This is a genomic window from Flagellimonas pacifica (assembly GCF_900215465.1).
GTDB lineage: Bacteria > Bacteroidota > Bacteroidia > Flavobacteriales > Flavobacteriaceae > Flagellimonas > Flagellimonas pacifica.
Genome location: NZ_OBEH01000004.1, coordinates 212095 through 225681 on the forward strand (window position 1 = coordinate 212095; position 13587 = coordinate 225681).

The 13587-nt window shown below is 37.5% G+C and carries 16 protein-coding genes; 6 read left to right on the top strand and 10 right to left on the bottom strand.

The features are described 5' to 3' along the window. Window positions 1-15: 15 nt before the first annotated feature. Together CRO15_RS13575 and CRO15_RS13580 are read left to right on the top strand one after the other, a co-directional pair. A complete protein-coding gene (locus CRO15_RS13575; protein WP_097046389.1) occupies window positions 16-984 on the top strand; it encodes an L-histidine N(alpha)-methyltransferase in 969 nt (322 codons plus the stop codon). A 3-nt stretch (window positions 985-987) separates the two neighbouring features. After that, entirely contained in the window at window positions 988-1269 is a 282-nt protein-coding gene (locus CRO15_RS13580) for a DUF427 domain-containing protein (RefSeq protein WP_097046390.1), read from the top strand. 102 nt (window positions 1270-1371) lie between these two features. Here the strand turns inward: CRO15_RS13580 and CRO15_RS13585 are convergent, their stop codons facing one another. Together CRO15_RS13585 and CRO15_RS13590 are read right to left on the bottom strand one after the other, a co-directional pair. Next, window positions 1372-1668 carry an isoamylase early set domain-containing protein gene (locus CRO15_RS13585; protein WP_097046391.1) on the bottom strand — a complete coding sequence of 99 codons (297 nt, stop codon included), beginning with the start codon at window positions 1666-1668 and terminating at the stop codon, window positions 1372-1374. 163 nt (window positions 1669-1831) lie between these two features. Then, a complete protein-coding gene (locus CRO15_RS13590) occupies window positions 1832-2911 on the bottom strand; it encodes an aminotransferase class V-fold PLP-dependent enzyme (RefSeq protein ID WP_097046392.1) in 1080 nt (359 codons plus the stop codon). Between the two features lie 54 nt (window positions 2912-2965). Here CRO15_RS13590 and CRO15_RS13595 point away from each other — a divergent pair, with 54 nt between their 5' ends. Then, window positions 2966-3355: a 2TM domain-containing protein gene (locus CRO15_RS13595; protein WP_097046393.1), complete on the top strand. Its 390-nt coding sequence runs from the start codon at window positions 2966-2968 to the stop codon at window positions 3353-3355. After that, window positions 3352-3843, top strand: a complete 492-nt coding sequence (locus CRO15_RS13600; protein ID WP_097046394.1) for a dihydrofolate reductase — start codon at window positions 3352-3354, stop codon at window positions 3841-3843. The genes CRO15_RS13595 and CRO15_RS13600 overlap by 4 nt, the downstream gene beginning before the upstream one ends. A 3-nt stretch (window positions 3844-3846) precedes the next feature. Here CRO15_RS13600 and murI read toward each other — a convergent pair whose 3' ends face one another. The 8 genes from murI to CRO15_RS13640 all read right to left on the bottom strand — a co-directional run bounded on the left by murI (window position 3847) and on the right by CRO15_RS13640 (window position 11926). Continuing rightward, window positions 3847-4626, bottom strand: a complete 780-nt coding sequence (murI, locus tag CRO15_RS13605; RefSeq protein ID WP_097046395.1) for a glutamate racemase — start codon at window positions 4624-4626, stop codon at window positions 3847-3849. A gap of 89 nt (window positions 4627-4715) precedes the next feature. Next, window positions 4716-5225: an OmpH/Skp family outer membrane protein gene (locus CRO15_RS13610; RefSeq protein ID WP_097046396.1), complete on the bottom strand. Its 510-nt coding sequence runs from the start codon at window positions 5223-5225 to the stop codon at window positions 4716-4718. Window positions 5226-5270: 45 nt separating this feature from the next. After that, window positions 5271-6107, bottom strand: a complete 837-nt coding sequence (locus CRO15_RS13615; protein WP_097046397.1) for an OmpH/Skp family outer membrane protein — start codon at window positions 6105-6107, stop codon at window positions 5271-5273. A 98-nt stretch (window positions 6108-6205) separates the two neighbouring features. Next, a complete protein-coding gene (locus tag CRO15_RS13620) occupies window positions 6206-8878 on the bottom strand; it encodes a BamA/OMP85 family outer membrane protein (RefSeq protein ID WP_097046398.1) in 2673 nt (890 codons plus the stop codon). After that, window positions 8850-9590, bottom strand: coding sequence for an isoprenyl transferase (locus CRO15_RS13625; protein ID WP_097046399.1), 741 nt, complete (start codon window positions 9588-9590; stop codon window positions 8850-8852). The genes CRO15_RS13620 and CRO15_RS13625 overlap by 29 nt, the downstream gene beginning before the upstream one ends. Window positions 9591-9592: 2 nt before the next feature. Continuing rightward, window positions 9593-10276, bottom strand: a complete 684-nt coding sequence (gene porG, locus CRO15_RS13630; RefSeq protein ID WP_097046400.1) for a type IX secretion system protein PorG — start codon at window positions 10274-10276, stop codon at window positions 9593-9595. Between the two features lie 110 nt (window positions 10277-10386). After that, window positions 10387-11268, bottom strand: a complete 882-nt coding sequence (locus tag CRO15_RS13635) for an NAD kinase (protein ID WP_097046401.1) — start codon at window positions 11266-11268, stop codon at window positions 10387-10389. Window position 11269: 1 nt separating this feature from the next. Continuing rightward, entirely contained in the window at window positions 11270-11926 is a 657-nt protein-coding gene (locus CRO15_RS13640; RefSeq protein WP_097046402.1) for a CBS domain-containing protein, read from the bottom strand. An 85-nt stretch (window positions 11927-12011) separates the two neighbouring features. On the opposite strand from CRO15_RS13640, the gene CRO15_RS13645 reads away from it, so the two are divergent. After that, window positions 12012-12728: a pyridoxine 5'-phosphate synthase gene (locus CRO15_RS13645; RefSeq protein ID WP_097046403.1), complete on the top strand. Its 717-nt coding sequence runs from the start codon at window positions 12012-12014 to the stop codon at window positions 12726-12728. Next, entirely contained in the window at window positions 12728-13498 is a 771-nt protein-coding gene (locus CRO15_RS13650; protein WP_097046404.1) for an alpha/beta fold hydrolase, read from the top strand. The genes CRO15_RS13645 and CRO15_RS13650 overlap by 1 nt, the downstream gene beginning before the upstream one ends. The last annotated feature ends 89 nt before the right edge of the window (window positions 13499-13587 follow it).

Genomic DNA, 13587 nt, shown 5'->3' on the forward strand with positions numbered 1-13587 from the left:
TACGACACATCCCTTATGCAAAATAAAAACACGCCAACTTTTACCTCTACTTTTGAGCAAGAGGTGTACGAAGGTTTGACCGCATTTCCCAAGCATTTGTCCTCTAAATATTTTTATGATGAAGTAGGTGACAAATTATTTCAGGACATCATGGCCATGCCCGAATACTACCTGACCGATCTTGAATTTAATATTCTTGATAAAAACAAGGCAGAAATTGCCGAGCTCTTTGGTGGAAACAATACCGAATTCAGCCTATTTGAGCTAGGTGCAGGGGACGGAAAAAAGACGAAAATTCTACTACGCTATTTTGTGGAAAACCAAATCAGTTTTGATTACAGGCCCATTGATATTAGTCAGAATGCTTTGGACAAGTTAGAAGAATCCATCAAAGAAGAAATTCCTGATGTTAAGGTCAATACGTTACAAGGCACTTATTTTGATACCTTACGGGATATTGACAAAGTAAATGGCAAAAGGAAGGTTATCTTATTCTTAGGTTCCAACATGGGTAATTTGTTGCACCCCCAGGCCGTGGAGTTTTTAAAAAACATGAGGGATTCCGTAAATGCTGGCGATCTCATTTTTATGGGATTGGACCAAAAAAAGAATCCGCAGACTGTTTTGGATGCCTATAATGACAAAACGGGAATAACGGAGGCCTTCAACAAGAACATACTGGCCCGTATCAATAAGGAAATGGGGGCAAACTTTGATTTAGACAAGTTTTTACACTGGGAAGTCTATGATCCAGAAACCGGCACCGCAAAGAGTTATTTGGTCTCCAAAGAAGTCCAAAATATAAGGATTGAAAGTTTGGAACTAAAAATACGTCTTAAAGCATGGGAAACCATTCATACCGAAATTTCCCAGAAGTATGATGACGAAATTGTGGAATGGCTGGCCGAAAAGGCGGGATTAAAAATCGTGACACAATTTTCAGATTCTAAACAACAGTATAAAAACTATGTTTTTAAAAAGTAGCATATGAAGGCAATTTGGAACAACACTGTGATAGCCGAAAGTGATGATACGTTGGTTATAGAAAACAACCATTATTTTCCTGCGGATAGTATTAAAAAAGAATATTTTAAACCTAGTGATACCCATACCACTTGCCCATGGAAAGGAGTAGCCTCCTATTACTCATTGGAAGTAGACGGAAAAGAAAATGCAGATGCCGCCTGGTATTATCCGGAAACCAGTGAGCTGGCCAAAGGTTTTAAGGGAAGGGTAGCTTTTTGGAAAGGAGTCACCATTGAAGCTTAGCCCCCTTATAACATTTGTCAGGTCGAGCGGAGTCGAGACCTCTTTAATTCGTTAAGACTTCTCGACTGCGCTCGAAGTGACATTTTATGTCATTTTTAGCAATTATAGCTCAAGAACAGCGTTCTCCGTTCCAGCATAATCGTTCCATTGAAAACGATCAGCTTCCGCATCGTTGATGTAAGTATCATCAACTAAATATCTAAACTCATAGGTGTTTTCTTTTGGAAGTTCAAATGTTCCCTTGAAGGTTCCGTTCTTTAATTTTCTTAAAGTGCTCCCTTTGGGGTTCCAATTGTTGAAATCTCCAACTACTGCTACTTTTTTTGCTTCTTCTGCAGGAACCGTGAATGTAACTTTACAAACCGGTTTGCTTTTTAGGTACTGTTTTTTTATTGCCATGGTTTTCTGTTTTTCTCTATAAAATAAAACGCAAAGCAATAGATAAAACAGCTTATTCACAATAAGTTAAAGTCGATTTATCAAATTAATAAAATGCTGCTAACAATAGGATTACTTTTACAAAAGTAGTAGCCGATTTTTCAATAAATACAATTTTTATCCCTTAGGACTTGAGTATATCCGTAATGATATCAATCTCATTTTCTGTGTTGTAGAAGTGAAAGCTTAGTCGAATTCCGTTTCCTCGGAGCACACCAACCACATTTTCTTGTGCAAGCTTGTTAAATAATTGTTCATCACCTTTAATATTGAAAATGGTGCTGTGGTCGGGTCTTCTCATTATTTTTTCTTCCAATAGCCCCAACGAACCAAATTCTTCTTTGGCCTTTATCGATAATTTTTCGAGTTGGGCCGTTATATGATTCAACCCAATGGTGTCCAGAAAATTCAAGGAGAATTGAAGACTACCAAAGTTGAGAGAATCCAAATGCCCAGGTTCCAAGTATTTACAAAACGGTATATCCTCTTTTTTCGAAATGTCGCGATCCACAGAACCATTCCCAATAAACTTAAGGTCAAACCTTTCCATAACCTCATCTTTTACCAGTAAAAAACCATTGCCATAACCCGCCAAAAGCCATTTGTATGCACTTGCACCCAAAACATCTATTCCCGAGTCTTGAAAATTGAACTTTTGCGTACCACAAAATTGAGTGCCATCTGCAATGATCAAAAGGTTTGGAAATTCGTTTTTTAGTTTTTTAATAAAATCCAGGTCTATTTTTATTCCATTCACCCATTGTACCAAACTCAAAGCCAAAACATCTATTTTTCCTGTTTTTACCTTGGCATGAATAGTTTCTTCCAAACACTCATCAATCCCTATATATTCTCTTTGGAAATCTCGAGTTTCAAAAGGCCAGTTCAAAGAGGGATAATCGTTCTCCAGAAGTAAGACATTCATCTTTTTGGACAATCCTTCTAATAGCATATTAAGTCCTAAAGTAAAATTGGGTACTAAAGCAATATTTTGAGGATTGCAGCTAAAAAAGTTTGCTACCGAACTTCTAACATCTCCCATGCGCTCAAAACTTTTTTGTTTCATTGCACTCCCGCCTATCAAATAGTCCAGATCATGTTCTTGCCTCCATTCCATCAAATCTTCAGACAATAAACCTGTAGCAGCTGTATTGGCATAGATACATTGATTCAATACAGGGAATTTCTTTCTTAAGTTTTGCATTCGTTATATTTTGGGTGCAATTCAATTATATTTGTTGATAAAGATAGCCATTCAATGTTATCAAAAAAGAAACAGGAAACCCAGGTTGATATAGCACAGCATGAGCTATTGGAAAATGCCCAAAAGCGCGTACGACAAAAGAAAAGGTTGTTTTCGCACTTCGTTATTTTTCTTATTGGGAGCGTGTTTTTGATCCTTATCAATAAGATCTTGAAATATGGTGAAGCGTACGATTGGTTTATTTGGGCCATTCTTTTATGGGCATTTTTGTTTGTTTTACATGCTTTTAATGTTTTTGTGACAAGTAGGTTTATGGGCAAGGAATGGGAGCGACAACAGCGTGAAAAGTTAGTTGCACTTCAAAAAGCCCGTATTGCTGAAATTCAAAAAGAAATAGAAACGGATTTTCCACTTTCCAACATCAATAAAAAAAAAGATCAGTGAGGCAACTCATCATTATAGCGGCTGCAGCCGAAAACAATGCACTTGGCATAAACAACGACCTACCTTGGCACTTGCCGGATGATTTTAAGCGTTTTAAAGTCTTGACCTCTGGCCATAAGATCATTATGGGGCGGAAGACTTTGGAAAGCTTTCCAAAGGCCTTGCCTAACCGGGAGCATATTGTGGTCACCCGGGACCAAAATTATGCACCAAAATTTCCCTGTACAGTTGTACATTCTTTAGAAGATGCTATAGCTCTTATTTCAAATGATGAGTGTGCTTTTATTATTGGTGGTGGCGAGATTTATAAGCAAGCTATGGATTTTGCAACAGATATTGAATTGACCCGAATCCATGATTCTTTTGAAGCGGATACTTTTTTTCCAAAGATCGATACTACTGCATGGGAGATTGTCAGTGAGGAATATCATCCAAAGGATGATAAGCATCAATATGATTTCACTTATCTCACTTATCAAAGGAAATAACTTTTAAAAATCCAGATATTCTACTTCACTGTCGGGACTACCCACCAGTCCTTTAAGTACATCCACATTTGAATTGGAATAGAAGACATACTCTGAATGGTTATCTGCTGATTCCAGTAAATTATTTTTGGCCAAAACTGCTTTTGTTTGCCTGGCAACTGCCTCTCCCGAATCAATTATAGTGATATTTTGGGGAAGCAATTCTTTGAGCATGGGCAATAAGTAAGGGTAATGAGTGCATCCCAATACAAGGCAGTCTATTCCTTGTTGCAACATGGGGTCAATATATTTGACCAAGAGTGTTTTTGTTTCCTCAGCAGCTAGTTTGCCTGCCTCAATCAATTCCACCAATCCGGTACCTTCTTGCTCAATCACTTCTATTCCCTCCGCAAACATTCTTGAGGTATTATGGAACAATCTACTTGAAAGTGTTCCTTTTGTAGCCAAAACACCCACTTTTTTACTTTTGGTACGAAGGGCGGCGGGTTTTATTGCTGGTTCAATACCAATGAAGGGCACATTATAATTTGCTCTAAGATAATCAATGGCATTAGTAGTTGCTGTATTACAGGCCACTACAATTAGCTTGCAATCCTTGTTTAATAACAATTCGGTGTTCTTGATGCTTAATTGCAGAATATCTTCTTTGGATTTTATTCCATAGGGGGCATTCTTACTGTCAGCAAGATACACCGAACCTTCAAAGGGAAGTTGTCTACGGATTTCTCTCCAAATGGATGTTCCTCCTACTCCCGAATCAAAAATTCCAATGGGTTTGGACATGCTCAAAAATAGATACTATTCACAAAACAGCATAAAAAAACCACTTTTCAATCAAGAAAAGTGGTTTTCAATATTTTATAGTGTTAGGTTTAGAAACCTAGTTCTTGCTTTACTGCAGGAAGTAAATCCTTTCCATTTGCAACTATCAAGCTAAGACCTGGGCTTGCATCCATTACATATTCAAAGCCCTGAGCAGCAGCAACTTTTTCAATGGCAGCTTTTGCTTTGTCAGAGATAGGTGCAAACAATTCTTGTTGCTTTTTTTGCATTTCCTGAACTGCAGCTTGTTCAGCTTCTTGAATGTTCTTTTCAAATCCCTGAAGCTCAACAGCTCTCTTTTCGTTTTCCTCTTTTGATTTAGAGGTAGCTTCATTAGAGTATTGCGTGTATTTATTTTTAAGTTCGGTCATAGAACTTTCTATATCCGCTCTATAAGTTTCTTGTAATTTTTTAAGTTCTGCTTGGGCAGCTTTCATCTCCGGCATTTCAGACAACAATTGCTGTACATTAATGTGGGCAACCTTGCTCTGCGCATTTACAAAACTTGTAGCGGCAACAAATAAAACTAGTGCTACAGCAATTTTCTTTACATTTTTCATGATTCTAAGTTACTATTTTGAATGTTAATTTTAGTGTTTCAATATTTATTGTTGTATTGAATCCTTTTCCTGTTCTTGCGCTTTTTTTCGATCATCCAATTTGGCTTTCCGCTTGGCTTCGCGCTCTTCCAATAATTTCTTTCTTCTTGCTTCGTAAGCTTTCTTTCGCTCTTCTCGAAGCCTTAACTGCTCTGCCCTTCTATCTTCAACAGCCTTTGTTTTTGCATCGCTTGCCGCTGCCGCTTTTTCTTTGCGTTCTCTTAGCGCGTCGCTAATTTCCTCTTCACTTTGGGCTTCTTCCTCTTTAAACTTATCTAAACGACTCTTCTGTTTTTCTTTTTTGTTCGATTTACTCACCTTTCTGGTCCGAGCTATCTCCCTTAGAACCAAGTCACTTATGTCATGTCTTTTTTCGGAATACAACATTACAACATCTGCGGATTTATCAAAAATAAAATCGTATCTTTTATTTCCTCCTATTTTCTGTACCTCGTTAAAAACTTGGTCTTGTATAGGTTGAATCAACAGTTGTTTTTGCAGCACCAAATCTCCTTGAGGACCAAAACGGTCTTGCTGGTAATCCAACATTTCCCTTTCCAATATTTCAATTTCCTCTTCCCGTTCTGCGATCAATTCATCTGTTAACAATACTTTCTCTGCCATTAAATCTTTCTTCATTTGCTCAACAACACTTTGTTTAAGCTCAATTTCTTGTTTCCATTTTAGTGCTTTGACGTTTAACTGCTCGGTTGCATCTCTGTATTCCTCTACATTTTCAAGGATATACTCCATGTCAACGTATCCTATGCGCACGCCTCTTTGTGAGAATCCATAAAAGGAAAACATCAAAACAACTAATGACAAAAGAACTTTGGTATTCATTTTTGATTCCGCTTTTTACATAGAAAATATCGTGCCAAAATAGTTAATTAATTTATAATGAATCACTTAGAAATTAAAAAGACACTATTTTCTATTGGTTAAAACTGCTGCCCGATGATGAAGTGCGTTTGCCAGCCGCTTGGACCCACAGAGGATGGATTTGCATCAGAATCAAATCCATAACCAAAGTCAATACCCAAGAGACCAAATGCCGGCATAAAAATACGTAGCCCCACTCCGGCAGATCTTTTTAATTCAAACGGATTATACTCATTAAAATTGTTAAAGGCGTTTCCTGCTTCCAAAAAGGAAAGTGCATAAATGGAAGCTGATGGTTTTAATGTAAGCGGATATCTTAGCTCTAAAGAGAATTTATTGTAGATGGTCCCTCCATCTCTTTCTTGCTGCCCGGTTATCGCATTTCTGCTGAAAGGGGTCAATGAACTGTTCTCGTATCCCCTAAGCTGAACTACATCCCTACCATCTAAAGTAAAGTTTCCAAGACCGTCACCTCCCACAAAGAATCGCTCAAAAGGCACAGCTCCAATGTCATTGTTATAGCTTCCCAAAAATCCGAATTCAGCGTTGGTACGCAATACAAGTTTATCAACCAACCTGGTATACCAATCTCCTTTAAACTTTATCTTGTAAAATTCCAATAGCTTAAAGCGCTCCTCTTCCAGCTTTTCTACCTCATCGCTCAAGCGTACAAACTCTGCTTGTTCTTCAACCGTTCCAGTGTTGGGGCCTCCAATTTCTATTAACCGTTCTGTTTTTTCATTAATTTGATTGCGAACTTCTTTAAAATCCTTATTTCCAAAAAGAGAATAGGGTGGTGTAAACTTTCCGGTAAGTTCAAAATTTGAACCCGTCATTGGGAAAATTCTACTTGGTCCTTGCGAACTTCTTGATATACCGAAAGTGTAGCTTAAGGAATTGGAACTTCCATTTCCAAAATTAAAAAGCCCGTTATTAAAGTCATTGAAGTCGTATAATTGATAACTCAATGAGTGGGAAATAGTGAAGAAATCATCTGGCCATTGTACACGTTTGGCCAGACCTGCAGAAACTCCTGTTATTGAGAATCCACGATCCTTGTTGACATCTATTCTCCCTCTATTACTAAAGCTGGTTGCGAACTGTTGCGTTCTAGAAAGTGAAAGGTTAAAACGCACGGGTTTTTTACCTCCCAACCACGGCTCTGCAAAGTTTAAACTATATACACGGAAGGTTCTACTGGCCTGTAAACGAAGTGCAAAGGTCTGCCCATCTCCCATAGGTACCGGTTTATACGCCTCTCCATTAAAAATATTTTTTAAGGAGAAATTGCTAAAGGATAGCCCAAGGGTACCTATAAAGCCTCCACCTCCAAAACCACCTTGTAGTTCTATTTGGCTGGAACCTGCTTCAACCAGGCTATATTGTATGTCTACTGTACCTGCATTAGGGTCTGGGTTTTGAATATCCGGAACAATTTGCTCCGCATCAAAAAATCCTAACTGCCCCAATTCCCGAATACTTCTAACAATATTGTCTTTACTATACTTTTGACCTGGTCTTGTCCGTAATTCCCTAAAGATTACATGGTCATTGGTTTTATCGTTACCTGTTACCGTAACGTGATCCAAAAAGGTTTCTTTACCTTCAATAATACGTATCTCAAAGTTGATCGTATCATTAACTGCCGATACTTCTACAGGGTTAATACTTGAAAACAAGTATCCATTGTTCTGATAAAGATTAGTTAAATCTTCTCCATCTGGCTTAGAATCATCGGCTATTCGTTTTTTAAGCAATACACCATTGTAAGTTTGCCCTTTTCTAAGTCCAAGGACTTGACTCAACTGCCTATCTGTATATACGGAGTTACCCACAAAATTTATATCGCCAAAGTAGTACTTGTTACCTTCTTCTACTTTAATCTTTAAGTCGATACTGCTCTCATCAACTTTAACAAAGGTATCAGACAGTACACGGGCATCCCTATACCCTCTTTCTGCATAGGTATCTACCAGATTGGAAAGGTCCTCCTTATAGTTTTCTTCAATATATTTTGATTTTTTCCAAAAGCGATAAAACTTCTTCTTCTTAGTCTTCTTTAATGATTTTTGAAGTCTTTTATCTGATAACTGTTCATTACCATCAAACACAATGTTCCGAATCTTGACCTTGTCACCTTTTTTGACATTGATAACCATACTCTGCGTATTAGTCCCAGTAGTATCGGCTGCGGTCGCAATACTGACCTTGGCATTAAGATAACCTTGCTTTTTATACTTGTTCTGAAGGTAATTTTTAGTATTTGCTATAAGGCTTTCTGTTATTTTCTTTCCTTTTTTAAGGTCTGTATCATCAAGTATATCCTCCACCTTTCTTTTCTTTACCCCAAAAACAGTTACATTGGAAAGTGTTGGGCGTTCCAAAATATTAAGTTCCAAAAATATTTTGTTCCCTTCTATATTGGTATAGAATATCTCAACATTGCTAAAAAGCTCTAATCCCCATAATTTTTTTATTACCGCACTTATTTCATCTCCAGGAACGGTGATAGGTTGCCCTACACGCAGCCCTGTAAAGGTTTTTACGGTTTGTTCATTATAACTTTGAAGACCTGTTACTGTTAACCCACCTAAAATATAGTCCTTTCCATCCTCAAAAGAAGTGTCCTGAGCTAAGCTTTGACCGGAGGTAAGTAGTAGAAGGAGTAGTGTTAGGTATAGTTGAATGGATTTTTTTAGATCCTTAATTGAGTTGTTCGCTAGTTTTTCCAAATCGTCGTTCTCTATTTTGGTAACTTAATATTGCTTCCACCAAATGATGCTCACTAAAATCAGGCCAAAATACATCAATAAAATATAATTCGGCGTATGCAATCTGCCAAAGCAAAAAATTGCTTATCCTCTGTTCCCCACTGGTTCGAATAAGCAAGTCCACATCTGGCAAAAAATGCGTGTAAAGATGAGTATTAATAACGGCTTCGTCAATATTTTCAGGTGAAATTATATTATTTTTAACTTTGAGACTTATCTCCTTTACTGCTGTTTTTATTTCTTCCCTAGAACCATAACTTAGCGCCAAGGTAAGTGTCATTCCCGTGTTTTCAGCTGTTTTCGAAATGACCTCAGCCAATTCTTTTTGTGCTTTTGAAGGCAGGGAATCTATGTTTCCAATGGTACTTAGCCTTATATTGTTCTTGTTGAGTGTTTTTAGTTCTTTGCGAAGAGAGGACACCAAAAGTTTCATCAATGTTTCCACTTCTATTTTTGGTCGATTCCAATTTTCAGTGGAAAAAGCATAGAGTGTGAGATACTCTATTTGCATCTTTGCGCAATTTTCAACCGTTTTCCTTACGGCCTCCACACCATTTTCATGGCCAAAAATCCTAAGTCTACCCCGTTGTTTTGCCCATCTACCGTTACCATCCATGATAACAGCTACATGCTTTGGAAGTTTATCCTTGTTTACGTCCTCTAATGTGTGCATTTTTATTCAAAACAATCCTGGCAGGGTTTACGCCCAAAGGTATACGTTAAGGTAATACCAGAAAAGACGTACCAGTCATCGCTTAAAATATTTCCAAACCTAAATTGCTCAAAGTTAGAACCAGCTGGATTACTTCCATCCAGATTATCGGTAAATGTATACCTAGCTCCAATCTCAGCACCTAGAATCAAAAATTGATTTAGACGATACTTTGCCCCAACCGTCATTGGAATTGCAAAACTACCTTCTTTTTGGTTAATATCTTGCACTTGAAGGGCATCAAAATAATTAAAATCATACCTAAAGTAGGTAAAACCCGTATAAAGATAGGGAGTGAAGGCGGGTCCAAGCTTGTGAAGATTATATTCAACAAAGTTAAATTCAATGCCTACAGAGGCTTCCAGAACGGAATTATCAATTGCATATCCCCTTTGTTTTCTAGAAGACATACTGGATTTTGAGTCATCTGCGGTAAAAGTTCCGTATAAAACACTTGCCCTCCATGCGTACCTTTTGCTCTTGTTCCATTTAAAAACACCTCCAAATGCAGGGCCAGAGGGCAATATAAAATTTGTCCTACCCACATCACCAATATTATTGGCTCCACCGGCAAAAAGTCCAATTTCGTAGGTCTGGGCATTGACCTTAAGCATACAGCACAAAAAAATAGCCAAAACTATTCGCATACTATCCAAAAATTATACATGTTAGAGGTAAAGGAAGGTCAATACAATCTGCTGTTAAAACGTTCTCCTTTGTTAAACAGTTTTTAGCTTCTTTTATTGTTTTTGATAGGTTAATTGCGTTTATCTTGTCCCCAAAGAAGTTTATTACGTAGTGTTTTCAAGAAACTTTCTGAATTGTAGACTATCATCTTAACGGTAAAGTTTGATTTTTGAATTCTAATTTCTTTTCCATTGGGGATACTGGCAATCCTTGAATCTAAAGCCACTAAATGGTTTTCCTCTCTTCCGGATGCTGTCAACCTTATTTTAGTGTCATCAGAAATGACCAAGGGGCGTGCATTCAGGTTATGTGGAGCAATTGGAGTCAAAACCAAGGATTTAGCTGAGGGTTCTATCACCGGACCACCACAACTTAGAGAATATCCCGTAGAGCCTGTTGGTGTGGAAACAATCAGTCCATCTGCCCAATAAGAAGTTAAATATTCATCGTTTAAATAGGTTTCAACGTTGATCATGGAAGTAGTATCCTTTCGGCTGACCGTAATTTCATTCAGCGCAAAATTTAAACTTCCAAATTCGTCCAAATCGCTGTTCAGTGAAACTTCTACTAGGCTTCTTTCTTCTATACTATAATGACCCGCAATAAATTCTGTCACAATTTTACGCACATCTTCTTTTTTAAATGTGGATAAAAATCCGAGCCTACCAGTATTTACGCCAACTATAGGAATCCCCAAGTCTTTGACATAGGTCACAGCCCTGAGCATGGTACCGTCACCACCAAAACTCACGAACATATCAAAAGAAGTGTTTAAACCAGAAGATTGGGAGAATGTACCATGATTGTAACCCGAAATATAATCTGCAACAAGTTCATTAAATCCCTCCTCTATATAAAAAGAAGTGTTATTCTTCTGAAGTTCATCCAAAAGTCCAATTAGGTATTCTTTGTCCGTGCTATTAAAAGCTTGACCGTAAATTGCTACTTTCATCCTAGACGTTAAGGTATTTCTCCAAGTAATCCGACCGCTGTTTTAAATCCTCCAGAAACTGGTCATCACTATTACCAAAAACAATGTTGTAATTGTATCTTCTAAAAGTTTGGGCCACTTCATTAAGATTTTCGGACCCCACTTTTAGCGTTATTTCAACCATATCATTCTGCGAATCTGTAATAAAAGCTCCCAATAAACGAGCATTGTTACCTTCCACAATTTGAGCTATTTCGCTAAAAGAGTAATCCTTTATTCCAATGGAAATTACTAGAATACCTCCTGGCTCTTTAAAGAATGGCGTATCAATGAAAGTGGAAACAACATCCTCCAAATCATAATATCCAACAATAATCCGATTTTCATCCAATACAGGAAGTACATTGGCCTCGTTTCTAGAAAACATTTCCAAAACATCCAACCAAGCCGTTTCTTTGGTCACAAAAAAAGTTTCCAATTCAAATCTAAAATCCTCAATCTTTTTTTTGGGCTCAAAACAAGCCAGATCATTCTCAGAAAGTACACCAATATAACCTCCATCTTCTGTTACCGCTACATGGGAAAAAGTGGTTTCCTCAAAAAAATGAATCACCTCCTCCAATGTTTCCGAAACCTCAAAAACTGGAACTGTAGATATAATTTGATTCTGGATTTGCATAACAATTTTATTAAGCGCAAAATACTAATTTTTAATCGCAAAAGGCGTGCCTAATTCTTATTTTTGCCTTTCAAAAAAGGAAGTCATGACAAAATTGAGTGTCAACATTAACAAATTGGCAACGCTTAGAAATTCCAGAGGTGGAAATATGCCAAACTTGATAAAATCAGCTAATGATATTGAGTCCTTTGGAGCTCAGGGAATAACTATTCACCCAAGGCCGGATGAGCGACATATTCGTTATCAAGATGCTTATGACTTAAAAGAAGTGGTTACTACCGAGTATAATATTGAAGGAAATCCCATTCCTAAATTTGTGGATATGGTTCTTGCCATTAAACCCACTCAAGTAACCTTAGTACCAGATGCGGAAGATGCCGTCACTTCCAATGCCGGATGGGACACTATAAAACACAAAGATTTTTTAGCTGATGTCATCAAAACCTTCAAGGAAAATGGAATTCGCACTTCTATTTTTGTTGACCCTGATGTTGAAATGGTAAAAGGAGCAGCAGAAACAGGTACAGACAGAATAGAATTGTATACGGAGAGCTTTGCCCAAGAATTTTCCAAAGGAAAGGAAAAGGAAAGCATACAGCCATTTATGGACGCTGCTGTTATGGCAAATGAACTGGGATTAGGTATCAATGCTGGCCATGACCTTAATTTGGATAATATTCAGTTTTTCAAGTCGCATATTCCAAATCTCTTGGAAGTTTCCATTGGACATGCCCTTATCTGTGAATCCATTTATCTTGGACTTGAAAATGTAGTTAACATGTACTTGCATAGATTGAAATAATGGAACTACTTCATTCAAAAATTATAGGAGAAGGAAAGCCTCTATTGATTTTACATGGCTTTTTAGGCATGTCGGATAATTGGAAAACACTAGGCTCACAATACTCTAAAAATGATTTTCAAGTCCACCTCATAGATCAACGCAATCATGGCAAGAGCTTTCATTCGGATGATTTTGATTATGAATATTTAAGTTCGGATGTTCTTCATTATATAAACCATTATCAGATTGATGGCGCACATTTGATCGGACACTCCATGGGAGGCAAAACTGCAATGCAATTGGCCACCACCAATCCCAATCGAGTACAAAAATTAATCGTGGCCGACATATCGCCAAAATATTATCCCCCACACCATCAGCCCATTATTGATGCATTGAAAAAATTGGATTTTGACACTATTTCCAGCAGAAAAGAAGCCGATGAAGCTTTATCAGTATATCTTCCTGATTTTGGAATACGACAATTTTTATTGAAAAACCTTCATTGGGTATCGCCCGGAAAACTAGGGCTGCGATTCAATTTTAACATTCTTAAAGATAAAATGGACGAAATTGGAGAAAACATTGACGCAACCGCTACCTTTGATGGCCCCACCCTATTTCTTCGCGGTGATCGTTCCGAGTACATCATGCCAAATGATTATTCAGAAATACACAAACACTTTCCAAATGCCCTAATTGAGAGCATTGATAATGCAGGTCATTGGCTGCATGCGGAGAATCCAAAACAATTTCTAGAAAAAACTCTCAACTTCCTAAATTCATAAAAATCCACCCTTTTTATTATGCATGCATAATTTTTTTGGTCATTTTATTGCCTGTATAACAAATTTGACATAGTTTTGGTAATATCGGT

What these genes read in the sequence shown, in the direction of transcription:
- murI (WP_097046395.1), bottom strand. Translation starts at nt 4,626, where the DNA reads ATGTCCAAACCCATTGGAATTTTTGATTCGGGAGTAGGAGGAACATCC.
- CRO15_RS13640 (WP_097046402.1), bottom strand. Translation starts at nt 11,926, where the DNA reads ATGCAAATCCAGAATCAAATTATATCTACAGTTCCAGTTTTTGAGGTT.
- CRO15_RS13610 (WP_097046396.1), bottom strand. Translation starts at nt 5,225, where the DNA reads ATGAAAAATGTAAAGAAAATTGCTGTAGCACTAGTTTTATTTGTTGCC.
- CRO15_RS13645 (WP_097046403.1), top strand. Translation starts at nt 12,012, where the DNA reads ATGACAAAATTGAGTGTCAACATTAACAAATTGGCAACGCTTAGAAAT.
- CRO15_RS13635 (WP_097046401.1), bottom strand. Translation starts at nt 11,268, where the DNA reads ATGAAAGTAGCAATTTACGGTCAAGCTTTTAATAGCACGGACAAAGAA.
- CRO15_RS13585 (WP_097046391.1), bottom strand. Translation starts at nt 1,668, where the DNA reads ATGGCAATAAAAAAACAGTACCTAAAAAGCAAACCGGTTTGTAAAGTT.
- CRO15_RS13625 (WP_097046399.1), bottom strand. Translation starts at nt 9,590, where the DNA reads ATGCACACATTAGAGGACGTAAACAAGGATAAACTTCCAAAGCATGTA.
- CRO15_RS13650 (WP_097046404.1), top strand. Translation starts at nt 12,728, where the DNA reads ATGGAACTACTTCATTCAAAAATTATAGGAGAAGGAAAGCCTCTATTG.
- CRO15_RS13580 (WP_097046390.1), top strand. Translation starts at nt 988, where the DNA reads ATGAAGGCAATTTGGAACAACACTGTGATAGCCGAAAGTGATGATACG.
- CRO15_RS13615 (WP_097046397.1), bottom strand. Translation starts at nt 6,107, where the DNA reads ATGAATACCAAAGTTCTTTTGTCATTAGTTGTTTTGATGTTTTCCTTT.
- CRO15_RS13595 (WP_097046393.1), top strand. Translation starts at nt 2,966, where the DNA reads ATGTTATCAAAAAAGAAACAGGAAACCCAGGTTGATATAGCACAGCAT.
- porG (WP_097046400.1), bottom strand. Translation starts at nt 10,276, where the DNA reads ATGCGAATAGTTTTGGCTATTTTTTTGTGCTGTATGCTTAAGGTCAAT.
- CRO15_RS13575 (WP_097046389.1), top strand. Translation starts at nt 16, where the DNA reads ATGCAAAATAAAAACACGCCAACTTTTACCTCTACTTTTGAGCAAGAG.
- CRO15_RS13590 (WP_097046392.1), bottom strand. Translation starts at nt 2,911, where the DNA reads ATGCAAAACTTAAGAAAGAAATTCCCTGTATTGAATCAATGTATCTAT.